At 69.9% G+C, this 22,981-nt stretch carries 18 protein-coding genes and 1 pseudogene; 9 read left to right on the forward strand and 10 right to left on the reverse strand.

What is annotated here, in order from left to right:
* From MJ797_RS08075 to MJ797_RS08100, 6 genes are all read right to left on the reverse strand, one after another.
* The coding region (locus MJ797_RS08075; protein WP_374581719.1) for a TolB family protein at nt 1-784 on the reverse strand (784 nt) is incomplete at its 3' end.
* A complete protein-coding gene (locus MJ797_RS08080) occupies nt 784-2,568 on the reverse strand; it encodes an N-acetylglutaminylglutamine amidotransferase (RefSeq protein WP_239333326.1) in 1,785 nt (594 codons plus the stop codon). The genes MJ797_RS08075 and MJ797_RS08080, both read right to left, overlap by 1 nt.
* 262 nt (nt 2,569-2,830) lie before the next feature.
* Entirely contained in the window at nt 2,831-3,154 is a 324-nt protein-coding gene (locus tag MJ797_RS08085; RefSeq protein ID WP_239333328.1) for a hypothetical protein, read from the reverse strand.
* Between the two features lie 158 nt (nt 3,155-3,312).
* A complete protein-coding gene (locus MJ797_RS08090; protein ID WP_239333330.1) occupies nt 3,313-4,173 on the reverse strand; it encodes a PIG-L deacetylase family protein in 861 nt (286 codons plus the stop codon).
* Nucleotides 4,170-5,333, reverse strand: coding sequence for a glycosyltransferase family 4 protein (locus MJ797_RS08095; RefSeq protein ID WP_239333332.1), 1,164 nt, complete (start codon nt 5,331-5,333; stop codon nt 4,170-4,172). The genes MJ797_RS08090 and MJ797_RS08095 overlap by 4 nt, the downstream gene beginning before the upstream one ends.
* Nucleotides 5,330-6,559: a glycosyltransferase gene (locus MJ797_RS08100; RefSeq protein ID WP_239333334.1), complete on the reverse strand. Its 1,230-nt coding sequence runs from the start codon at nt 6,557-6,559 to the stop codon at nt 5,330-5,332. Before MJ797_RS08100 ends, MJ797_RS08095 begins: the two co-directional genes overlap by 4 nt.
* 67 nt (nt 6,560-6,626) lie before the next feature.
* Here MJ797_RS08100 and MJ797_RS08105 point away from each other — a divergent pair, with 67 nt between their 5' ends.
* Genes MJ797_RS08105 through MJ797_RS08125 form a run of 5 tightly spaced genes read left to right on the forward strand, consistent with a single transcriptional unit; the run spans nt 6,627 to nt 10,589 of the window.
* A complete protein-coding gene (locus tag MJ797_RS08105) occupies nt 6,627-7,322 on the forward strand; it encodes a class I SAM-dependent methyltransferase (RefSeq protein WP_239333336.1) in 696 nt (231 codons plus the stop codon).
* Entirely contained in the window at nt 7,315-8,313 is a 999-nt protein-coding gene (locus MJ797_RS08110; RefSeq protein ID WP_239333338.1) for a GNAT family N-acetyltransferase, read from the forward strand. Before MJ797_RS08105 ends, MJ797_RS08110 begins: the two co-directional genes overlap by 8 nt.
* 42 nt (nt 8,314-8,355) lie before the next feature.
* Nucleotides 8,356-9,486, forward strand: a complete 1,131-nt coding sequence (locus tag MJ797_RS08115) for a TRM11 family methyltransferase (protein WP_239333340.1) — start codon at nt 8,356-8,358, stop codon at nt 9,484-9,486.
* Nucleotides 9,487-9,507: 21 nt separating this feature from the next.
* On the forward strand, nt 9,508-9,936 hold the full coding sequence (locus tag MJ797_RS08120) for a hypothetical protein (RefSeq protein ID WP_239333342.1): 429 nt from the start codon (nt 9,508-9,510) through the stop codon (nt 9,934-9,936).
* Nucleotides 9,933-10,589 (forward strand): hypothetical protein, encoded by a 657-nt coding sequence (locus MJ797_RS08125; RefSeq protein WP_239333344.1) that lies wholly within the window; start codon nt 9,933-9,935, stop codon nt 10,587-10,589. Before MJ797_RS08120 ends, MJ797_RS08125 begins: the two co-directional genes overlap by 4 nt.
* A 267-nt stretch (nt 10,590-10,856) precedes the next feature.
* Here the strand turns inward: MJ797_RS08125 and MJ797_RS08130 are convergent, their stop codons facing one another.
* From MJ797_RS08130 to MJ797_RS08140, 3 genes and pseudogenes are all read right to left on the reverse strand, one after another.
* Entirely contained in the window at nt 10,857-11,075 is a 219-nt protein-coding gene (locus MJ797_RS08130) for a DUF397 domain-containing protein (RefSeq protein WP_374581724.1), read from the reverse strand.
* A gap of 4 nt (nt 11,076-11,079) precedes the next feature.
* A pseudogene (locus tag MJ797_RS08135) lies at nt 11,080-11,406 on the reverse strand (DUF5753 domain-containing protein); the annotation flags it as partial.
* Nucleotides 11,407-11,418: 12 nt separating this feature from the next.
* Nucleotides 11,419-14,016 carry a carboxylate--amine ligase/circularly permuted type 2 ATP-grasp protein gene (locus tag MJ797_RS08140; protein ID WP_239333348.1) on the reverse strand — a complete coding sequence of 866 codons (2,598 nt, stop codon included), beginning with the start codon at nt 14,014-14,016 and terminating at the stop codon, nt 11,419-11,421.
* Between the two features lie 551 nt (nt 14,017-14,567).
* On the opposite strand from MJ797_RS08140, the gene MJ797_RS08145 reads away from it, so the two are divergent.
* Both MJ797_RS08145 and MJ797_RS08150 read left to right on the forward strand, forming a co-directional pair.
* Nucleotides 14,568-15,440, forward strand: a complete 873-nt coding sequence (locus tag MJ797_RS08145; protein ID WP_239333350.1) for a FadR/GntR family transcriptional regulator — start codon at nt 14,568-14,570, stop codon at nt 15,438-15,440.
* 10 nt (nt 15,441-15,450) lie between these two features.
* Nucleotides 15,451-16,332 (forward strand): acyl-CoA thioesterase II, encoded by an 882-nt coding sequence (locus MJ797_RS08150; RefSeq protein ID WP_239333352.1) that lies wholly within the window; start codon nt 15,451-15,453, stop codon nt 16,330-16,332.
* A 258-nt stretch (nt 16,333-16,590) separates the two neighbouring features.
* Here MJ797_RS08150 and MJ797_RS08155 read toward each other — a convergent pair whose 3' ends face one another.
* Complete coding sequence (locus MJ797_RS08155) at nt 16,591-19,167, reverse strand: ATP-binding protein (protein WP_239333354.1); 2,577 nt, start codon at nt 19,165-19,167, stop codon at nt 16,591-16,593.
* A 229-nt stretch (nt 19,168-19,396) separates the two neighbouring features.
* Between MJ797_RS08155 and MJ797_RS08160 the strand changes: the two genes are divergently transcribed.
* Nucleotides 19,397-20,035 (forward strand): hypothetical protein, encoded by a 639-nt coding sequence (locus MJ797_RS08160; RefSeq protein WP_239333356.1) that lies wholly within the window; start codon nt 19,397-19,399, stop codon nt 20,033-20,035.
* A gap of 340 nt (nt 20,036-20,375) precedes the next feature.
* Nucleotides 20,376-22,981, forward strand: a 2,606-nt coding sequence (locus MJ797_RS08165) for an ABC transporter ATP-binding protein (protein ID WP_239333358.1), incomplete at its 3' end; no start/stop codon positions are given.

Genomic DNA, 22,981 nt, shown 5'->3' on the forward strand with positions numbered 1-22,981 from the left:
GTTCGCGACCGGCGTCGGAGAGCAGGTAGACGAGCTTCCCGGCGCCCGCGGCCACGCCCGCCGGGCCGAACCGGCCGAGCCCGACCGTGCCGGCTCCGTCCAACAGCGGGTGGCAGCACCCGGTGACGCAGTCGACGAGGATGAGCCGGCGGACCCCTCGCGGGCCGTCCCGGAGCAGCAGCCGGTACCCGGCCGCGGTGTCGCCGTCGATGTCGCAGATGGCGAGCGCCTGGCCCGCGGCCAGGTGCTCGCGCCGCCCCGTCACGGGGTCGACAAGCAGGGCGTGGGTCATGCCCGACCGGACGGACTCGCAGATCGCGAGCGCGGTGCCGTCCGGTGTCCACCGGCCGAGCCCGGCGGCGCTCGCCGCACCGGCCTCCGAGCCGGTGAACGTATGGGGGCCTACGGCGGGATGCCAGCCGCCAGCGAGGCGACGCAGCCCGCTGCCATCGGGACGGACAACCCGGACCTCGGTGTGCTCGCCGCCGCCGGGCGCCACCACGACGGCGATCCACCCGCCGTCCGGTGACCAGAGCACCGACCGGACATGTCCGGCGCCGGTGTCCAGCGGCTGCTGCCTGCCGGTCGCGTCACGCAACCACAGCCGCGGGGTGCCGTCCCGGTCGCCGACATAGGCGATCATGCCCGCGGGCCCCAGGCTCGGCGACGAACAGCTCGCCGCCGCCACCCAGTCATCCACGAGATCACCGGGGCCAGGGCTGGCGCCGGTGCCGGTGCCGGCTACGTCGAACGGCCGTGGCTCGGCCGGGAACCAGTCCGTCATCATGCCACCCCCTGGGTCTGCAGCCACATCTCCAACAGCGCGGCCTGCCAGAGCGCGTTCGCGCCAAGAGCGGTCCGGTTGTCGTTCGGCGCGGCCAGCATGGCCTCGACCCACTCGGCGCGGAACAGGCCGCGGGCCTTGGCGACCGGGTCGCTGAGCGATTCCCGGACCAGGTCCAGATAGGAACCGGACAGGTGCCGGATCGCCGGGACCGGGAAGTAGCCCTTGGGCCGGTCGATGACCTCACCCGGCATGATCGGCCGGCCGACCGCCTTGAGCACTCCCTTGCCGCCCGCGGCGAGTTTCAGCTCGGGCGGGCAGGCCGCCGCGAGCTCGACGAGCTCATGGTCGAGGAACGGGGTACGCGCCTCCAGACCGGCGGCCATGGTCATGTTGTCGACCCGCTTGACCGGATCTTCCACCAGCATGACCGTCGAGTCGATGCGCAGCGCCGCGTCCACAGCGGTCGACGCGCCGGGCTCGGCGAAGTGGGTGGCGACAAATGCCCGGCTGACATCGGTGTCAAGGAGGTAGTCCGGCTCGACCATGGCCTCGATCGCGCCGTGCGACCGGTCCGCGAACACCTGCAGGTACTCCTCGACCGCCTCGCCGCGTTCGGCGCCAGCCAGCGGCGGGTACCAGGAGTAGCCGGCAAACACCTCGTCCGCGCCCTGCCCGGACTGGACGACCTTCAGATGGCGGGAGACCTCCTGCGACAGCAGCTGGAAGGCGACGCAGTCATGGCTGACCATCGGCTCGCTCATCGCCTCGACCGTCGCCTCGATCGCGGGCAGCAGCCGGTCACCGGCGACCCGGATCTGGTGATGATCGGTACCGAAGTGGCTCGCGATGACGTCGGAGTAGCCGAACTCGTCCCCGGGCTCGCCGCCGGCCGCCTCGAATCCGACGCTGAACGTCGCGAGGTTCTCCTGCCCGGCCTCCGCGAGCAGCGCCACGATCAGACTGGAGTCAAGCCCCCCGGACAGCAGCACCCCGACCCCGACGTCGGCGACCATGCGCCGACGCACCGCGGTGCGCAGCCGCTCACCGATCGCGTCCCGCCAGTCCACCGCCGACCAGCCCTCATACGCGGGGTCACGGGCGAAACTCGGATGCCAGTACAGCTCGTCGACGCTCGAGCCGTCCGCATCGATGATCCTCACGGTGGCCGCCGGCAGCTTGCGCACGGCGGCGAGGATCGTGCGCGGCGCCGGCACGACCGAGTGGAATGACAGGTAGTGGTGCAACGCGACCAGATCGATATCGCCGCTGATCCCGCCGCTCGCGAGCAGCGCGGGCAACGTCGAGGCGAAGCGGACGCGGGTGGTGTCCGCCGTCACGTAGAGTGGTTTGATCCCCAGCCGGTCACGGCCGAGGACGAGCCGCCCGGTGTCGCGCTCGTGGATGGCAAAGGCGAACATCCCGACGAAGTGGTCAACGCACCGGACACCCCAACGGTGATAGGCCTTACCGATCACCTCGGTGTCGGATGCCGAGAAGAAACGATAGCCCTGGGCGGCAAGCTCGCCGCGAAGTTCGCGGTAGTTGTAGATACAGCCGTTGAAGACGGTCGTGAGGCCGAGCTCGCTGTCGATCATCGGCTGCGAACCGCGCTCCGACAGATCAATGATCTTCAGGCGGCGGTGGCCGAACGCGACCGGCCCGGACGCCCACACGCCGCTGGCGTCCGGGCCACGCGGTCGCATCCGGTCAGCCATCCTCGCCACCGCGTCCACATCGGCCGCGGCACCGTCGAACCGCAGTTCCCCGCTCAGACCGCACATGCTCGCTCCTGTCGGTCGTTTCATCGGTTTCGCGGTGGGCCAACGGTGGCGCGATCATCCGCCTGCCGTGCCACCGGCGGCCCAAGCCCCGGGCCCCAGATCCCAGGCCGCTCGACGGCGTGGCTACCACCATCGGCGCCCGGCGTTTCCAGAAGATGACGTCACCATTACGAACAGTAAGGCCCTGCCGCGGTGCCCTAGTGACCACCGCCGGAAGTCCTTGAGGGGCTGACGAACGCCCGCGAGGAGGACCCGGCTCGACCTACTGATCGGTGCTGGCGAGATGGACGGTGCAGGCGGTGTCCAAGGCGTCCTGGGGACTGCCAGCGGTGAGCCCGGACAACAAGGCAGCCTCCCGGTAGCGCTCATCCCAGACTGAGTAGATCGCGAACCCGGCAGCTCGTCGTGGGCCGACCCGATCGAGGCCCGCCGCGTGCGCCCCGGCGAGAACCACGCCGAGGTCGCCCTCACCCAGATCCGCGGCCTGCTCGCTGACCTGGCCGCTACCGGCAGGCAGACCCCGGACACCCCACCCCCAGTGGTGGTCCTGGACTCGGGCAACGACCCGTCGGTCCCATGGATGCACACATCAGCAAGGCTCTGCGGCCGTCGGAGTTTCAGCGCCGTGCGCTGATCCTCGTGCGCACGGGCTGGGTCTTTTCCCGGGCGGATCGTTTCGGTCACGGCTACTTCTGGGCGCGCGTCGCGTCGGTGTACAAGCTCAATGCTCGAACCATGGGGAGTCTAATCCGGCACGGTCTGATCGTCGAGGACCCTGCCGGGTTCCGTGATCTGCGTGGGGGGCTGGTGCGTATCCGGCCGTACCGGCTCTTGTTCTACCGTCCAGTAGAGTTCGCCGGCGCCATCCGCGTCGTGGGTGAGAGCATGCTCATTGAGCGCTTCCACCCAGTCCTGTCCCTGAGGCCACAGCATCCGGACCTGGCTGGTGTAGCTCGCTATGGCGGCGTACTTCCGTGACCACGATTCAGGGGCTGCTGCTCGAACTATGGGTGTGCCCGCGACGTCCGGACGCTCTGCCGTTGCCTCCGCAGCGTATGGGAGATCCTCCCAGGTCTCGGCCGCGATTCCGAGTCTGCTGGCCACGCTGAGGGTTGCGTCTCGTGTGGCACGGTGGTCCACGTGGTGGCCGATTCCCGCGCAGGTCAGGATGCGGGTGGGTCGTAGCCGGTGGCACCGCGTCTCGATGGCTGCCTCAAGGGACGATCGTAGGTTGGGTTCGGCTGGAAGCGAGGTGTCGAACATCGCTTGGCCGTGGGTGCAGTGCCAGGCGCGGTCCGGCCGGCGTCGGTAGATCGCGTCGTGGAAGTCTGCGTGGTGGGCGTGTGCCCCCAGAATGGTGAGGGCAGAAGCATCCTCGGCGCGCCGTATCTCGAAGGCGGTGCCGTTATGCGGCAGGCCGCAGAGGTCGTGAAAATCCCGTGCTACCGGAGACAGGTCGTTGTCGGTGGGGAAGCCCGCGAACAAGGTCAGGACGTGGATCTCCGTCCCGGCGCTTGCCAGCTCCGCGATCCACGCGCCCGCGGACAGCGCGGCGTCGTCGAGATGCGGAGAGACGATCAGTTGCGTGCCGTCGACACCGGTCACGTTGGCTTCCCCGCACGTTGGGGAGCGTCTTTCCCGTCGAAGGCAAGATCGTAGCCGTCGGCGACTGCTCCGCACATCCGGTCGAGCGTGAAATTCCGCGTATAGTGCTGGCGCCCGAGCTTGGCGAGCGCGCGTGCCTTTTCTCCATTGCCGAGGAGGTCGAGAACCGCCGCGGACAAGGCCGTGGTGTCGCGCCGAGGAATCAGGACACCGGCGTTCCCGAAGTCGAGCAGGTGGGCGACGTCTCCGACGTCGGTAGCGACCACAGGTACTTCATGGGCCATGGCTTCCACAACCGTGCGTGGCGAGCCTTCGATGTCGGAGGGTTGCAGCATGACGTCGAGCGCGGCGTAGATCGAGGTCGTGTCGTCCACGAGGCCGGTGAAGGTCACTCGCTGGTCGAGACCGAGCGCGGCGGCGATACTTCGGAGATGCGGCAGTTCGCTTCCTCCGCCGACGATGAGGAAATGCGCGGCGGGGCTGACCGCCGCCACGGATCGAGCTGCCTCAAGAAAGAGGTCGAGTCTCTTCTCCTGGGACAGGCGGCCAACCGTCCCGGCCAGAAAGCAGTCCGGCGGGACGCCGAGGGCACGCCGCAGGTGCTGACGGTTCCGGCGCAGGTCTTCCAGGCGCGAAGGGTCCGGCGGGTCGATGCCGTTGTGGACGACGATGCTGGCGGTCCGGCCCGGATGGTCGAGCTGGTGGACATGCCGGTGGGCTGTGGCGAAGGCGATGGCGGCGACGCGACCGCTGCGGCGGTCCAACGCGGACTTCAGGTGAAGCCATCGCGTCGTCTCGATCCAGCCGTGCGCCGTGACCGCGGCCGGGATGCGTCGCCACGTGCCGGTCAGCAGTCGCATGGACGCGAGGAGGTAGTTGGCCTCGTAGCCGTGGGCGTGAACGAGCGCGACGCCGTGTCTGCGGGGCAGCTCCGCCAGACCGCGGATGCCATGCGGCGGCGTGGTGACGACGGGCAGACCCGCCTCACTCAGCAGACCGAGATAGTGAGCGGTGGCTCGCGGGGCCAGGATCAGCGGTTGCCAGCTTCCTGCCCGGCGCTGCGCGACGGCGAGGTCGCGGACGTGAAGGTCGGCTCCGCCGACCGCTCCGGCCTTCTGCGGAACGATGACGTGCAGGACCCGGCGCGCTCCGCTGCTCATCGGGGTGTGACAGCCAGGTCAGGACGGCGGGTGACACCGGCCCACGAACCCCATACTCGGGCCAGCGCATCGGCGGCTTGGTCCCAGGTGGGCAGCAGTCGCACCGCGTCCTGTGCGCATTCCTGCTGGGACCGGCGGATCTCGGCCGACGCGAGAAGGCTCAGGCAGGACTGGGCGATCGAAGAGGCGTCGTCTCGAACGAGGACCGCTCCTGCCGGTAGCTCGCCGAGGCCCTGGACGCCCACCGATGTCGTGACGACTGCCCGTCCCCGGCTGAGGGCTTCCAGGACCTTGACCTTCACGCCCCCGCCGATGCGGAGAGGACAGACGACGACCTGTGCGGCGTCCAGCCATCCGGTGAGGTCGGGCACCGGGCCAGTGACTCTCACCCGCGGGTCGACACGAGCGGCCTCGACAAGCCATGCCGGTGGACCGGAGCCGGCGAAGGTGAGGGTCGTCGAAGGGCGGCTCGCCGTCACCGCCGGGAAAATCGCGGTAAGAAGCCATCTGGCCGCATCCTGGCTTGGCAGGTAGGCGAAGTTCCCGACGAACAGCAGGTCGCTGACTGCCGCGTCCCTGTCCGCGCATGGGAGGGGTGCGGCGTGCAGATGATCGGCTCCGTTCGGCAGGTGGTGGACCGCGGCGAACGGTGCGTGCCGACGGATCACGGCGCAGTCCTCGGGGGTGATCGCTCCGACGGACGCCGCCGTCCGCCAGGCAAGGCGCTCCGTGTCCTGCGTCAGCGCGGCGGCGCTGCGTAGTCGTCGGCGTTCCCGGCCGCTGGTCGCGAGGTCTGCCCGCTGCCCGAAAAGAGCCGATTCGATGTTGTGTTCGACGACCAGGGCACACGAGCGGGCCGGGGGCGGGAGCAGTCCGAGCAGGTAATGCCCTTCCACGTGAACCAGACAGTCCTGGTGGCGCGACCACCAGGAAGCGAGGTGAGCGCGCGCGCTGGCGGACCGATGCCGTCTGACATGCGGGCTGATGCGCGGGCGAGGCGACTGGTGCGCTGCGAAGACATGCGCGTGAATTCCCCGGACAAGGGCCTCGTCGACCGCGCGGCGGTCAGCCTCCGGAACCTTCGAGATCGCGACAAGGTCGATGTCGAATCGGTGGGCGAGCCGCCCCAGGAGCTGGGCTTCGCGTAGCCGCCCGCCGCTGGAAGCTGGCCACGGGAGGTGGTGGGTGAGGAAGAGCACCCGTTGGCCCCGGCCACCGCCCACCATCCATCCCCCCTGTCACAACATGACTACCCTTGGCATCGAGACGGGAGGATCGTAGCATTCGGGCGATATGGATCTGATCCGTTTTCCTGACCCACATCCGGACAATCTCGCCGCGGCGCTGGCCCGCGTCAGCCCTGACGATCAGGTAGTCGACGTCGGCGGATGGTGGAAGCCACTCAACCGGGCTGACCACGTGGTGGACCTGTTGCCGTACGACACCCGCGCGGGCGGCGGTCGCCTGGGCCCTGGACCCGAGCGGTACGACGCCTCGACGTGGCACCAGTTCGACATCTGCGACACCCCCTGGCCGTTCGACGACAAGTCGTTCGACTTCGCCTTCTGCGGACAGACCTTGGAGGACGTTCGCGACCCGATCGCGGTGTGCCGCGAGCTGAGTAGGGTGGCCCGCCGCGGTTACGTCGAAGTTCCATCCGTGTGGATCGAGTGCACCTTCGACGTGGACGTCGGGCCGCTGACACCGCGGTATCCCGGATACGAGAAGCACCGCTGGCTGGTGTTCCACGAGGACGATGAGCTGCTGTTCGTCCCCAAGCAGGTGTGGCTGTCGCTCGTCGAGTTCGTCCCGGCCTCGGTGGCCACCACGTGGCGTTCCGACCAGCGGATCTGGACCACTCCCGTGCATTGGGAGAACGAGATCCGAGGGCGGGAGCTGGCGTTCTCCGGCCAGGAACAGATCATTCCTTTGCTCCGCGGCTACTTCGGCCGCTTCGACTACCGCCCGTTCCAGTCAGCCCATGATTGACGTCACGACGTGCACGACGCTCGCGGAGGCCAGCGCCCACGCTCCGGTCTGGGAGGAGATGCCGGCCGACGGTGCCAGCGGCGTCTTCACCTCGCCGGCTTGGTGCCTCGCCGCCTGGCGGTTCTTTCCCGATCTCGGCTCGCCTCGGCTGCTGGTTGCCAACTCCGCCGAGAGCGGTCCGCTCGGGATTCTGCCGCTGACAGCCGGCGCGAACGGACTGACCTGGGCGGGGAGCCCACTCGGGGACGAGCACGACGTCCGGTTACGGCCGGAGTCACCGCACGCCGGGCCAGCCGTGGCGCGGCTCGTCCGGGAGATCGTCTCGCGGTCTCCGTCAACTGCGTCGGTCCTCCTGACCGACGTCCGGCCGGCCGGTGTCCTGGTCAATTTCGCGCCGAACCGACCCGGCACTCCTGCGCCGGTCCTGCACCTGCGCGAACCGGACCCGGCGTGGGGCTCGCTGGCGTGCATCCCCGGTTGGTCCCGGGGCCGTCGGCGGGAACTGCGCCGGCTGCGCCGCGCCTGCGAGCGGTCCGGCCCTCTCACCATGACCAGGATCACCGAACCCACCCACCTCCACGACGCGATCCCCGAGTTCGTCGCCGCCCGGCTCGCTGCATGGCGGACGCGCGGCAGATTCGACGAACTCCCGGTGATGGACCGCCAGCCTCGTTTCCCCGAGTTCCTCGCCACCGCCGCCAGCGGGCTCGCCCGGACCGGCCGCTGCCTGCTTGCCCAGCTTCTGTACCTGGACCGCCCCATCGCGCAGGCCCTGTACTTCCGGCTGGGCTCGGCCGACCTGCTCTACATGAGCACTTTCGACCCGGAGTTCGCCGGCTACTGCCCGAGCCACCAGCTCCTCGCCGAAGCAGCCGCCGCCGCGATCCAGGAAGGAGTCAGTCTGATCGAGATGGGACGGGGTGACGAGCCGTACAAGTTCGATCTTGGCGCTTCCCCTCGGCATCTCCGCGAAGTCCTGGCCCCAGGATGAGGGCTCACCGACCCGCGACAGATCATTGGTAGGTTGGGGGTCATGGCCGGTCACCGTGATAGGACGCGGAACCCGGCAGAGCCTCGTCCGGGCGCCCCCGGGTTCCTCGCTGCCACCCTGCCCGGCCTGGGCGGGCTCCTGTCGTCCGAGATCGCCGACCATCCGGGCCTGGACCCCGACGACAAGCCCGGCTTCGACGGACGCGCCGACATCGTCCGTTTCCAGGCGCGCCGAGGAGCCCAGTGGGAGCTGTCTGATCTCAGGCTCGCCGAGGACGTGTTCACCACGATCGGCGAAGCGGACGGCAACGCAGGGCCTCGTCAGGTCGCCGCGGCACTCGTCACCCGTACCGGCCTGGAACGGGCACTGTCGGTCTGGGTCCGGTTCGTCCGCCACCTTGGCTCCGCGATGACCTATCGCGTGATCACCAGGGTTCTGGACGAACGCCGTTTCAAGCGGACCGAACTACGCCGTGCCGTCACCGACACGATCGCCACTCATCGGCCGCGGTGGCGCCCTGCCGACCCGGCCGAGTTGGAGATCTGGGTACTCGAATACCGCAAGGGCCACTTCCTCGCCGGCCTGCGGCTGTCCGACCGGCGGATGCGGCAACACGGTGAGGGCAGGGAAAACGAACGCCACGGGGCACTGCGTCCTGTCGTCGCCGCCGCGATGGTCCGCCTGGCTGGGCAGAACCCCGGCGAACTGTTGGACCCCTGCTGCGGGTCAGGAACGATCATCCGCGAAGCGCTCGACATCGGCTGGCAGGCGCGTGGCTCGGACGTCGACCCGGAGGCGGTCGACATCGCCAGCGCGAACCTCCCGGGAATCCACGTGGAGCAGGCCGACGCGCTGAAGCTGCCGCATCCCGACGGCGGTTTCGATGCTGTCGTGAGCAACCTCCCGTTCGGGAAACAGTTCACGGTTGACGGGGACCCGCATGCCTGGCTGCGTGACGCGCTGCGCGAGTTCACCCGGATCACCCGTCCCGACGGACGGGTCGTCGTCCTCGTGCCACCGCCCGTGCCCAGGAACCCGCGCGGGCTGACCCTCCTTGGCGCCCATCCGCTGCGCCTGCTCGGCACACCCACCAGGATCTGGGCCTACGGCCGATCGGAGGACGCCAGGAACTCCGATCTGGAGGATTCGCCCACCGCAACGGCGACGATGTAGGTGCCACGTCAGGTCACCTTCGTGACGACTGGCGTTGTCGCACCTGGAGCGGTCAGCAGTCGCGTTGCCGCGCTGCGGGCAGGTCTGACCCTTCGCGGCTGGTACGTCGATGTGCTCGACGTAGCACCGGCGCGGCAGTCGCCGATCCAAGCCGTCGTGGATCGCCTGCCGCCGTCAGTCGGCCAGGCGCTGGAGCAGGCGGGTATCGAGGGCGACGTGCGGCCAGCCGTGGCTTGGCGCTCGCTGCCAGCGCTGCGAGCTGTGCGCCACGGCGTGGTTGTCGTCTCCGTCCCCCCGTTCTCCCTCCTCGCCGCCGCGACGTTGATCCGCCGCGGGCTGCCCGTCGTCGTGGACTACCGCGATCCGTGGAGCGCCCGAGCGCACCCCCTGCGCTGGCGCGGGTCACCGGAGCTCTGGAAAGCGTCGCCCTCCGACGAGCCCGTGCCGTGACCTTCGCGGGAGGCCCTGCCTTCGGGCGCCTGCTCGCCGCACGGCTGGAAGTGCCAAACGACAAGATTTTTTCGGTTCCGAACGGGTTCGATCCCGCCGACCTGGCCGACGTGCCGCAACCGACGGCAGACCGGCGTCGTGACGGCACACCGCTCGATCTCGTCTTCGGCGGCTACTGGTATGGACGCAACGGGCCTGGCATCCTTGCCACCGCGCTCGACCGCGTAGGACCGGAGACCGCCACGCTCACCGTCGTTGGGGACGCAGCCGCCACCTTCGCCGTCCGGGCGGCCCGCGAACCCGCCATCTCCCGCCCCGCGCTCTACACGAGACTCGCCCGCGCGGATGCCGCGGTCATCACCCTCGACCGCGCCAGCGCCGTGGAGTCACGCATCCCGGCCAAGGCGTATGACTGCCTCGCCGTCGGCACCCCGGTCATCGCGATCTGCCCGTCCAGCGCGGCGCTCCTGGTGATCCCGGGTGCCGCCCGTTTCCACCATGTCGTCCACGATGACGTGGATGGCCTGGTCGCGTTTCTGCGGGCCGCCTGCGCGGACCGGTCGTTGCTGCGTCCTGGTACTCAGGGCAGTGGACCGACGCGCGACACCGGAGCGGGCTCGCTCGACCAACTGCTACGGGAGATCGTCTCCTGAGCGATGAGGGCACCTTCTCCCGTCCGACTGCGCCCAAGAGCTGCTGTCGCAGGCGATGCCGTCGGTACGGCCCCTGTGCGCCCGAGGATAGGGCCGTCCGGCTCGCGGCTCCCCGCATTCCGCCCGGCCGCGTTGTCGTCAGTCGGCGCCCAGCACCAAGGCGCCTTCCTCCTCCGCCTTGCCGGATCGGGCGCGGATGAGCCGCTCGCTGACCGAACGCCCTATCCTCGGGCGCTTTTACTCCACTGGCTGTTCTACAGCGGGCTCCTACGGCCGCTCGAACTCTCCGTCCTTCGCGCCGCCGAGAAACGCATCCCATTCGCCCGGAGCGAAGATCAGAACGGGTCCGCCCTGGTTTTTGGAGTCACGCACAGCGACTAGCCCGGCGTCCAAGAAGGCGACCTCAACGCACTGGCCGTTGCCGCCGCTGTAGCTGCTCTTGCGCCACAGTGCTGCGGAGAGATCCACCTGCTGCACGGTCCGCACCTTCTCACTCCTTGCCCTCCGCTGCCAGGCTGGCGATCAGGCTCGTCGAGTCGTCGGGGCTGAGTGCCACGGCAGCGAGGTTGTCAAAGGACAATCTATACCGCCGGATGTCGGCCTCGGCCTCCAGGAACAGGTCACCGGCCATGCTCTCGACGTAGATGATCTCAGGGTCGGCCGAGTTCGGGAAGTCCATGAGCACGAACGACCCGAGCATGCCGGCGTGCGCGCCGGCCGCGTACGGGATGACCTGGACCGTGATGTGCGGCTCGCCGACAGCCTCGGTGATCCTGGCCAGTTGCCGATGCATGACCTCCGGCCCGCCGACCTGGCGGTGAAGTGCGGCCTAGTGCGGCAGCCAGGTGTCCTTGGAGCCGCCGCCGCGGGACGAGTTGACGATCAGGCTGCCAACCGGAGCCACCCTGGTCAGCGCGGCCGGTACGACCACCGCTTCCGCTCCGAGGTAGACAAAAGCCCGCAGGTCGACCGAGCATGGCTGGAGACGGCCATCATGCCAGGTCGGATGGGTCGACAGCCGCACCAGCTCCTGACCGATCCAGCGGCGCGGATCAGCGATGATCCGCTGGCGGGCGGCCGCGAGCTCAGCCGTGTCCGCCCGCGGACCGATCAGCACGCCGTCCCCGCCGTAGCCCTCAGCCGGCTTGATCACCAACTCATCGAGATGATCGAGCACGTACGCACACTGCTCGGGATCACCGCAGACGTAGGTCGTGACGTCGTCGAGTACGGGCTGCTCACCCAGGTAGTATTTGATCAGGCGTGGTACGTAGGCGTAGAGCACCTTGTCATCGGCAACTCCGTTACCAGGCGCGTTCGCGAGGCTGAGCGTCCCCGCTCGCACCGCCGCGATCAGCGCTGGGCCGAGCGGCAGGCCGTCGGCGGCCACGGCCGTGGCGAGTTCGTCCTCGTCGAAGCGCCGGTACAGCACGTCGACACGGCGTCGACGGCCCCGGTCGAGGCGATGGACCACAGTGCCCGAGGCGCCGTCCCCGACGGTGAGATCGGCCGGTTCGACAAGCGCGACCCCCATCTCCTCCGCCAACAGGGCGTGCTCGAAGTGGGCCGAGTTGTCCGCCCCGTCGGTGAGCACCGCGATCGCCGGCTCCCCCGCCGCCCGGCTGGGGGCCGCCGCGACAAGCGCCTCGTGCAGCAGCGCGGGCACACCGTCGAGCCCGGCAATCCCGCCTGGTGGGATCAGATCGGGCAGCACGGAACCGGTCAGCCGCCGGCCTTCGATGGCGTAGGCGACGCCGGAGGGCACCCGCAGGTTGTCCTCCAGGACGAACCAGTTCCCGTTGGCATCACGGACCAGGTCGATGCCGGTGACGGTGGCCCGGATAGCGTTCGCGGGCACGGCGAAGCCAGCGGCCCGCATACCGGGCGCGTTGTGTACCGCCCAGGCCGGGAGCACACCGTCGCCTACGGCGGCCTGCTCGCCGTAGGCATCGTGCAGGAAGGCCTCAAGCGCCCTGACACGCTGTGCCAGGCCGGCCCGCAGCCGCGACCAGTCCGCTTCGTCGACGATGCGTGGCACCAGATCGAAAGGGAATGGTCGCGCCGCGTCATCTCCGGCCACCCGGAACACCACCCCGCGCAGGACCTGCTCGACGCCACGGGCCTCAACAAGTTCGGCCAGCATCGCCGGCCCGAGGCGGTCCAGGGTCCGCATCACGGCCCGGTACGGAGCGCGGACCGCGCCGCCGGTGTCGACCACCTCGTCGTAACCATCGGGGTGGTATCCGCTGAGCAGGCTGGCCTGACGCGCGGTGCCGGGCTGTACCGCCGTACCGGGGGCACGGCCCGGCACCTGCCCCGGCACTGCGAGCGGCGCGTCGCGCGTCTCAGCCAGGACAAGATCCACAACGTCGCTGAGCCGCCCGCGCCGGGCGAAGGCCCGCCGCTGCCGGGCCGCTGCGCTGCCACGCCCGATCACCTGCCGGGCGAGATCGGTCACCAGCTCCCAGTCACCGGCATGCTCAAGTTCGTTCCGAACCTCGTGGATGAGCCGCCACAAAAGATCGTACGCCGGTACCGGAGCCGCCCCGGCCACATCGACCAGGTCGCCCTCGATCCCGGATCGCGCCGCCCGCCAGGTGGCCGCCCGCAGCAGCTCGGTACGCGGCGGCGGTGCCGGTACACCGATCCCGATCGCCAGGATCGCCCGGCGGACGAGCGCACGGAACAGGCCCGCGATGAGAATGACGTTGTCGACGTCTGGGCATGCGTCGCAGATGCGCAGTTCGACCGTGGGCAGGTGGGCGGATGGGCGGACGTCGAAGTAGACCATGCCCGGATCGCTGATCACCCCCGATTTGATCAAATCGGCGACCAGCTGATCGTATTCGGCCGCGGTGCTGAACGAACCGGCGACGCCAGCGGTCGGCCACCGCTGCCAGACCAGGGTGCGTACGCTCGCATACCCGCTGTCAATGCCCCTCCAGTAGGGGGAGCTTGCCGACAGCGCCAGCAGCATCGGCAGCCACGGTGCGATCCAGGCGACCACCGCCATAGCGAGATCACGGTCCGCGACGTCCACATGCACCTGAGCGCCACAGATCAGCTGTTCCCTGGCCAGCAGCTGATAATCGGCGAGCATCTGTTCATAACGCGGGTCGCGACTGATCTCCAGCACGCCCGGATCGACCAGCGGGACAGTTCCCGCGGCCGCGGGACCGAGGCCGAGCGGCTCGGCCACCGATGCGAGCTCACGCCGCAGGTCCAGCAGGTCGGCCCGCAGGTCGGCAAGATCGGTACAGGGACGGCTGTTGGTTTCGACCACGGACTTCAACAGCTCCGCGGCAAAGCGATCGGCCGGAAGGCGGTCAAGGATCGCGCTGGCCCGCGGTACGAGCTGGCGGGACGCGAGATCGAGGATGTGAAACTCCTCCTCGACGCCGACAGTCGCGATTCGGTCGTCGCTCATGGATGACGACGCTACGGCCATTTGGCTACAGAAGCACGCCATAAGAGGCTCCGGCAGGAAGGGACGCGGCATCGCCGCGCGATGCGCGCACCCCGGCTCCACTCCTTGATCCACACCCCCCATTGCCGGGCGCTCCCACACGCCCGGCCGTTGAGACGCGTCCGGCCGTTGAGAACGGGCACGTTTTCCGGCATTGCCGCGGAAATGCCAGTGGGGCGCACCGAACGCCGGGGTGGCCTGGCTGAGGCCGCGGACGGCCGCCCATATACCGGCCGTTCCCCGGCCGCCCAGCCAGCCCGAAGCGCGCTGACATCACGGTAGCTATCGGCACTTATCGATAACAATCAGCCACCAAACTCCGCCGCTTCGCGGTCATCCTGCCACCCCTCGCACACTTCAGTGACTTGTAATGTCACAATGCAACCTCGCCAGCACTTCTGGTGACATCGCCAACGCCAAGAGTATGATCTTCAAACGAAGGGTGCTGACGTGCGACCACGGGAATATGCCCCGTCCGCCCACAGCTGGATGTATCTGGAGGGCCGATCATCATGGCGTTACTGAACGCGACCGACATCGCGACGACCGGACCGGTCGCCATCTCCGCGTCCGCGAAGCCGGCGGACACCGCCGGCCCAGGTGAAGCGGTGATCAGCGAGAGCCGCATCGGCAGACAGGTACGCGTACCCAAGACCGCTGAGCTGGTCGCCGCGCATCTGCGGCGCCAGATAGTGCGCAACGAGCTGGTCGAGGGCGATGCGCTTCCCCCGGAAGCCGTGCTGATGGAACAGTTCGGCGTCTCCCGTCCCACGCTGCGCGAGGCGTTCCGGGTCCTGGAGTCCGAAGCGCTGATCAGCGTACGGCGCGGGGCGCATGGCGGGGCCCGCGTCCACACGCCCAATGGCGACGTGGCCGCCCGCTACGCGGCGCTGGTCCTGGAGCACCGCGGTACGACCCTCGCCGACATCCACCAGGCCAGAGCCCTCATCGAGCCGCCCTGTGCCCGCCAGGTCGCCGAACGCCACACCGATGAGGATCTTGTAGCGCTGCGGGCGGCCCTCGCCTCGGTCGAGGCCGCCGACAACAGCCCCGGTCAGCTACAGGCCGCGAGCGCGGACTTCCGCCGCCTGCTGGTGGAGCTCGCCGGCAACCAGACCCTGATCGTCCTCGCCGGCATGCTGCGCCATATCGTCAGCCTGGTGGATGGCAGCGGCCTGGTCCCCGGCACCGGGCCGGCGGAGCCGGACACCGACGGCGAGCGTCACCATCCGTACTGCCAGCTGGTGACGCTGATAGAAGCGGGCGAAGCGGGCGCGGCCGAGGACCTGTGGCGGCGCCATCTGCTGGCGGCGAACCCCTTCGCCGGGCACGACCAGGCCACAGTCATCGACCTGTTGGGAGGGGTCCCGGCGCCGGGTAGGTAATGTCGATCAGGTGACCCGCGCCGAGACCGACTCGCTGGCCGAGGTCCTCACCCTCGACCGCATTGAAACCAACATCTTCCGCGGCTGGTCCTGGCACACCGCACCGACCAGGGTGTTCGGCGGCCATGTCGCGGCACAGGCACTGATCGCCGCTGGTCAGACCGTTGCCGCTGATCGCCCGGTGCATTCGTTGCACGCCTACTTCCTGCTACCGGGTGATCCCGCGGCGCCGATCATCTATGAGGTCGACCCGATTCGTGACGGGCGTTCCTTCACGACCCGGCGTGTGGTCGCCATCCAGCACGGCAAGGCCATCTTCAACATGTCCGCGTCGTTCCACCACACGGCGGAGGGCCTCGAACACCAGGCGGCGATGCCGGTGATGCCGCCGCTACCGCCGCCCGGTGACACGGCCGCGCCATCCGACGATGTGTTCCCCGACGGCCCGGGAGTCGAGCCGTTCTTCCGGCGCTACCTGGACGTCCTGCCCATCGCGAGCAGCGCGCCGGACGGCTCCGTCCAGCCGCCGGTCGTCTCCCATCTCGGGGATCCGCATGCACCCCACCAGCGGCGCTGGTTCCGCGCCCGCGGGCCGCTGCCCGACGACCCGCTCTACCACGCGTGCGCGGTCACGTACGCCTCCGACCTCCATCTGATCACGACGACCGTGCTCCCGCACCGGACACCGGAAGGGCCGAGGATCTCGCTGGCGAGCCTGGACCACGCGATGTGGTTCCACCGCCCGTTCCGCGCGGACGAATGGCTGCTCTACATTCAGGACAGCCCGTCGGCGTACGGGGAACGCGGCTTCACCCGCGGGGAGATATACACCGCCGACGGCCGGCTTGTCGTTTCCGTCGCGCAGGAGGGACTGATGCGGCAGCGGCCCTGACGCGCCCCGCGTCGCCCCCTTCCTTTCCATCGCGTTCTCCGCGCATGCGCGTTTCCAGCGTTTCGCATTTCTTCGTTCTCCGCGGTGCCGGCCGGCAGGACGGGCCGGCTCCCGACGATCGGTCGCCGGGCGTACCGCACCCGCGGGCGTCCGGCGGCACACGCTCCCAGCACGACTTCAATGGTCGTGTCAATAGCCGTGTCAAGACCGTGTCAAGACCGTGTCAATGGCCGTCGGTGCCAAGGGCAGGGCGGTCGCTCAGTCGTCGGCGGCGCGGGCAGGGACCGGCTGCCGGACGGACCACGCGGCCGGCAGGGACAGCACCATCGTGAGCCCGCCGCCGGGGGTGTCGTCGGTACTCAGCGAACCTCCCATGGCCTCGGCCAGGCCGCGGGACAGCGCCAGGCCCAAGCCGACACCGGTGGTGTTGTCCCGGTCGCCGAGACGCTGGAAAGGCTGGAAGACCCGGTCGCGGTTCTCCGCCGGGATGCCCGGCCCGCGGTCGATGACGCGGATCTCGACCCGATCGTCGAGAGCGCTCGCGGTGATGACCGGACGGGTCCCCGCGGGGGAGTACCGGAGCGCGTTCGAGGCGAGGTTGACCAGCACACGCTCGACGAGGGCGGGGTCCGCGTGGATGTCGGGCAGGTCCTCGGGCATCTGGATCTCCACGTTCCGGGCGGGCGGGCCGAGTTCGTCGAGAGCGTGCGGGATGACGTCGTCGACACCGACCGGCCGGGGGAAGACACTGAGCGCGCCGGCCTGCAACCGGCTCATATCGAGCAGGTTGTCGACGAGCCGGGTGAGCTTGTCCATGGACTCGTCGGCGGTCGCGAGCAGTTCCGCCTGTTCGTCCCGGGTCCAGGCGACGTCCCCGCCACGCAGCCCGGTGATGGCGGCCTTGGCCGAGGCGAGCGGGGTGCGCAGATCATGGCTGACCGCGGCGAGCAGAGCCGTGCGTACCCGGTCGGTTTCGGCCAGGGGGCCGGCCTCGGCCGCGGCTTCGGTGAGGCGGCGCTGCTCGAGCGCGAGCGCGGCCTGGGCCGCGAACGCGGCGAGTATCCGGCGGTCCGCGGCGGGCAGCGGACGTCCACGCAGCACCAGCGCGAGATTGTCCCCGACGGGGACGTCCACGTCACCGTCCTCGGGCCGGGTGCACGGGTCGGTCCCGATGCTGTGCACGACCCGCCATCCGCGCACGCTCCCGCCGTCACGGCCCGCGCCGGAGTGCTGCTCGGATCGTTCCAGCAGGGTGGCGGCCGTCATGCCGAACGTCTCGCGCACCCGCGAGAGCAGGGCCGGCAGCGCGTCCTCGCCGCGCAGGACGCTGCCGGCGAGCACGGACAGCGTCGCGGCCTCGGCTGAGGCCCGCGCCGCCTGGGCGTACCGGCGCGCGGCAAGATCGACAACTCGGCTGACCATGATCCCCACAAGGATGAAGGCGACGAGCGCAAAGGCGTTGTTGCGTTCCGCGATCGTCCAGTGGCGCAGCGGCGGAGTGAAGTAGTAGTTCAGCATCAGCGAGCTCGCGACCGCAGCGAGCAGCGCCGGCCAGAACCCACCGACCAGCGCGACGACCACCACGGCGAGCAGATAGGTGAGAGCGTCGGTGGTGAGGTTGAGCGAACCGCGGGAGTTCGCCAGTACGACGGTGAGCAGCGGGAGCAGGCCGGCCACCAGCGCGGCCGCGATCAACCGGCGGCGCGGCGTCAGGCCGTGCGCGAACCGCGGCAACCGCCAGCCTCGACCGATCTCCTCGTGGGTGACCATGTGGACGTCGATCGATCCGGACAGCTTGGTCGTGGTGACACCGATACCCGGGCTGAACATCTGCGCGAGCCAGCCACGCCGGCTGGCGCCGAGCACCAGCTGGGTCGCGTTCTCCGCGCGGGCGAAGTCGAGCAGCGCGGCCGGGACGTTCTCGCCGATGACGTGGTGATAACTGCCGCCGAGGCTTTCCACCAGCGCCCGCTGTCGCGCGAGGGCCTGTGGGTTCGCGCCGGTGAGACCGTCGGACCGGGCGACGTGCACGGCAAGCAGGTCGGAGCCCTTGCTGCGGTCAGCGATCCGGACGGCCCGGCGGATCAGCGTGTCCCCCTCGGGGCCACCGGTGAGCGCGACCACCACCCGTTCACGGGTTTCCCAGGTACCGGCGATGCCGTGCTCCGCGCGGTACCGGTCGAGCTGCTCGTCCACCTTGTCAGCTACCCACAGCAGTGCAATCTCACGTAACGCGGTCAGATTGCCGATCCGGAAATAGTTCGACAGCGCCGCGTCGATCTTCTCCGGAGCGTAGATGTTGCCGTGCGCCATCCGTCGGCGAAGCGCCTCCGGAGCCATGTCGACCACCTCGACCTGGTCGGCCTCACGGACGACGTCATCGGGCACGGTCTCCCGCTGCGGCACCCCCGTGATCCTCTCGACCACGTCGTTGAGTGACTCCAGGTGCTGGACGTTGACATTGGAGATGACGTCGACACCGGCGTCAAGGAGCTCGCGGACGTCCTGCCAGCGCTTGGTGTTGCGGCTGCCGGGGACGTTCGTGTGGGCGAGCTCGTCGACGACGGCGACCGCGGGCCTGCGGGCGAGCACCGCGCCGACGTCCATCTCGGTGAACACCGCACCCCGATAGGAGATCTCCTTTCGCGGGACGACCTCCAGGCCTTCCAGCAGCGCGGCCGTCTTCGGCCGGCCGTGGGTCTCCACGAAGCCGACGACCACGTCGGTGCCCCGGTCGTGACGCCGGTGGGCCTCGTCCAGAGCGGCGTAGGTCTTGCCCACGCCCGGTGCCGCGCCGAGGTAGACACGCAACGTTCCCCGAGTCACGGCACCCATCCTGCGCCATCCGCGCGTCCGCCGCGAGGCACACCGAATGCATACAGAAAGCAAGCACTCGTTTACGACGAATAACAACAAAATCACAAAACAAGACATAAGGAACGGCCCACGAACACTCGTCACCCTCTGGAAGAGCAACCAGCGAACAGGGCAATGCGATGGAAGAGGCTAGTGATCTGCGCTATAGCGGGACTCAGACGACGAACGGGCGATTACCGTAGCGGGCATGCCGCAAGCAGGACTTGCCTGGCAGACACTGCACGATGCCGGCGCGCTCGCACTGGTCGACACCGCGTCCCACCGGGCCGCCGCGGTTGCTCGACCATGTACGCCCGAGCTGGACATCGCGGATATCGTGGAGGCCGAACGCCTAGTCCAGGCCTGGGCGGACGCATCCACACGGCGTGCGGCGGAAGAAGCGCTGGCCGGCCGGCTCGCCGTCGACTCCACCCGGCTGCTGCGCTCGCTGAGCTGGCTGTTGGCGATGTGGGCGGTGACGCTGCACCTACGGACCGGTGAACAGCCACACGCGGTCATCCGGTCGTTGACCTACCGCGGAGTGTGGCGCAGTGCCGAGGCACCTCATTGCGAAGGCGTCTGGGAATCACTGAGCCAGCGGGTCCGCGTCGGCGCGCTGGCCGCGCTGACCGGAGACAACGACGCCGCGCACGCGTTCCGGCTGGCGATCTGCCAGCCTCCCGGTATCGCCGAGGTGCTGTTGCACCACGCGCTGTCCGTCATGGGCGACCTCGCCCGCAACATGCATGCCATCGGTATCGACCCGACCGACCTGGCCCGCACACTCGCCGCTTACACCACGGAGCCGCCCGCCATCCAGCAGGCTTCCTTCCGCCCGCTGGGCTGACCGGCCCGCCGCCATAAGAGCGCCCGAGGACAGGGCGTTCGATCAGTGAGCGGCCCATCCGCGCCCGGTCCGGCATCGACCGCGCCACCAGCCACCGTCTCTACCCGCGAGCGGCCCATCCGCGCCCGGTCCGGCAAGGCGGCGACGGAAGGCGCCCTGGTGCTGGGCGCCGGCTGACGACAACGCGGCCGGGCGGGGCGCGGGGAGCCGCGAGCCGGACAGTCCTGTCCTCGGGCGCTCTCAATAATCTTCTGTGGCCATGATGTGATCGGCGGAGGCAACTCGGACAGCGCGCCGCCGCCATGCGACAGTTGGATGTCCGATGTGGCGGCGACGGGGAGTGGTAAGTGACCCTGCGGAAACGGGAACCGAACACGAAACGGCCTCGGTCCGGACCTGCCAGCGCGTTGCCGGTGGTGGCCGGTTTCTCGACCAGGCCGGTCATGACCAGGGCCGGGGACTGACGCCGACCGTGCCGCCCAACATGCCGTCCGCCGGCTCCGCACCCGCCGGCCTCACCGGCCGGGCCGGTCTCACCGGGCGGGCGGAGGCACCCGGTGTGCTCCCGGCCGGGCGTCACCTGCGCGCGCCGGAAATCGTCGAAGCGGCCGTCCTCGTCGACCTGGTGATCGCTATCTGCCTGGCCGCGCGCTTCCTTCCGCTCGGCTGGGTGCTGACGATCCCCGCGGCGGTCCCGGCTGCGGTGCTGGCCGCGCGCTGGCGGCTGCGCGCGGCCAGCACGGCGATATTCACGGCCATGGCGGTGGCCGTTCTCATCGGCGGCACCGGGTTCGCGATCACCATCACCTCCTGCATGATGAACGGCACCGTGCTCGGCACGGCCCACCGTCGGCGGTGGGGTCTCCTGCGCACGGCGGCGGTGACCGTCGGCACGCTGTGGGTGCCGGTCGCGCTTGTCATGGACGCGCTGTTCGGCGTTCTCACCCAGCTGCGCGGGCTGCTGCTCGCCGAGATCATCAACAGTTGGGACGGCGCCCGGAGCAGCATCGCGCGGCTCGGGATAACACCGGACAGCCCCGGGCTGGCGGCGGCGGACTGGGTTGTCCGGTGGGGCACGACGCACTGGTGGGCGCTGCTACCGATCACGCTGCTGGCGAACACGGCGGTGAACGTGCTCGCCGCCGGGGTGGTCATCCGGCCGGTGCTGCGCCACCTCGCCGCCAGCGCGCCATCCGCCCGGACCGACCAGCCGAACCCGCCGGGGTGGATACCCAGGCGCAGGACGGCGGGCAGCCCGCACCATCCGCAGCCACACGCGCGGCCATGCCCACAGCCGCACTCGCGGCCACACTCACAGTCACAGCCCGATGCGCAGCCGCGGCCCCTTCCCGTGCGCCTCGAATCGGTGACGTACCGCTACGCGGGGGCCGCGCGGGACGCCGTCCACGATGTGTCGCTCACCATCCGGCCAGCGGAGTTCGTGGCGATCCTGGGGAGCAACGGGTCCGGGAAGTCCACACTCGCCCGGATCATCGGTGGCTGGAGTCCCACCGACGGACAGGTGCTGCGGCCCGGTGACTGCGCGCTCGGCCGGCCTGGCGGCACTTCCATGATTTTCCAGCGGCCGGAGTCGCAGGTACTGGGTGTGCGGGTCCGCGACGACATCGTGTGGGGCCTGCCGGAGGGTGGCCGGACGGTCGACGTCGAGGCTCTGCTGGCGAAGGTCGGGCTCGCCCAGCTCGCCGACCACGAAACCGCGACGCTGTCCGGCGGGCAGCTACAGCGGCTGGCGGTCGCGGCCGCGCTCGCGCGGGCGCCGCGGCTGCTCGTGTCCGACGAGTCCACCGCCATGGTGGACGCCGACGGCCGCCAGCAGCTCACCGAGCTGCTGGCGCGGCTTCCCGGCGAAGAGGGGGTCACGGTCGTGCACGTGACCCACCGCCGCGCCGAGGCGATGCGCGCACACCGCCGCATCACTCTCGACAGCGGCCGGATGACACCGGCGGACGGCGCGGCAGCCGGCCCGACCACCCGCGCGTCGGTCGATCCCCGCCCGGATCCGCGCCCAGGCCCACCCCCAGGCCCACCCCCAGGCCCACCCCCAGGCCCGTGCCAGAACGCCGAGGCGTCACCGCTGGTCTGCCTCAACGGTGTCGGGCAGATCTACTCCCCTCGATCACCATGGGCACACCGGGCGCTGACCGACGTGTCCTTCCAGCTCGGCATCGGCGAATCAATCGTGATCAACGGCCGTAACGGATCGGGGAAGTCGACGCTCGCGGCCGTCCTCGCCGGTCTGCTCAGCCCGTCCGAAGGCGATGCCCACATGTCCGGCCGGCCGCTGACCGCCTGTCCCGGTGAGATCGGACTGGCCGTGCAGCACTCCCGGCTCCAGCTGCTGGCACCCACCGTAGGTGCTGATGTGCGTGCCGCCGCCGGGGTGAGCACGGCCGTCGCCGACGACGCACTGGCCGCCGTCGGCCTGGACCCCGCGGTGTTCCGGGACCGGCGGGTGGAGAACCTCTCCGGCGGCCAGCTGCGCCGCGCCGCGCTCGCCGGGCTGATCGCCCGCCAGCCCCGCCTGATGATTCTCGATGAGCCGCTGGCGGGGCTGGACATCCCGTCACGGCGAACCCTCATCAAGGTGCTCGCGGACCTTCGCGTCCGCACCGGCCTGACGTTGGTCGTGATATCCCACGACTTCGACGGCCTGGCCGATGTGATCGAGAGAACGATCGTCCTGGACGGGGGACGCCTGGTCCACGACGGGCCTTTCCGCGGTGACCGGCCACAGTGCGTGCCGGCGGCTGCTCCGCCAGCCATCGCCCGCGCTGGCGGCGTCCGGACGCTCCCCCGGCCGCGCCATGCGGCGGTCACCGCCGGTGCGCAGAGCGCGGCAGTCATCGATACCGGGAGCCCCCGCGCCATCCCGGCGCCGGTCGCCGTGGCGGCTGCGCACGCACGCCGGCCCGAGCCGCCCGAGCC

This window comes from Protofrankia sp. CiP3, assembly GCF_917627345.1.
In the GTDB taxonomy this organism is placed as follows: Bacteria; Actinomycetota; Actinomycetes; order Frankiales; family Frankiaceae; genus Protofrankia.

Coding starts and splice junctions, on each gene's coding strand:
- MJ797_RS08105 (WP_239333336.1), top strand. CDS start 6,627: ATGGATCTGATCCGTTTTCCTGACCCACATCCGGACAATCTCGCCGCG.
- MJ797_RS08095 (WP_239333332.1), bottom strand. CDS start 5,333: ATGAGCAGCGGAGCGCGCCGGGTCCTGCACGTCATCGTTCCGCAGAAG.
- MJ797_RS08100 (WP_239333334.1), bottom strand. CDS start 6,559: ATGGTGGGCGGTGGCCGGGGCCAACGGGTGCTCTTCCTCACCCACCAC.
- MJ797_RS08115 (WP_239333340.1), top strand. CDS start 8,356: ATGGCCGGTCACCGTGATAGGACGCGGAACCCGGCAGAGCCTCGTCCG.
- MJ797_RS08080 (WP_239333326.1), bottom strand. CDS start 2,568: ATGTGCGGTCTGAGCGGGGAACTGCGGTTCGACGGTGCCGCGGCCGAT.
- MJ797_RS08145 (WP_239333350.1), top strand. CDS start 14,568: ATGGCGTTACTGAACGCGACCGACATCGCGACGACCGGACCGGTCGCC.
- MJ797_RS08110 (WP_239333338.1), top strand. CDS start 7,315: ATGATTGACGTCACGACGTGCACGACGCTCGCGGAGGCCAGCGCCCAC.
- MJ797_RS08155 (WP_239333354.1), bottom strand. CDS start 19,167: ATGGGTGCCGTGACTCGGGGAACGTTGCGTGTCTACCTCGGCGCGGCA.
- MJ797_RS08160 (WP_239333356.1), top strand. CDS start 19,397: ATGCCGCAAGCAGGACTTGCCTGGCAGACACTGCACGATGCCGGCGCG.
- MJ797_RS08140 (WP_239333348.1), bottom strand. CDS start 14,016: ATGAGCGACGACCGAATCGCGACTGTCGGCGTCGAGGAGGAGTTTCAC.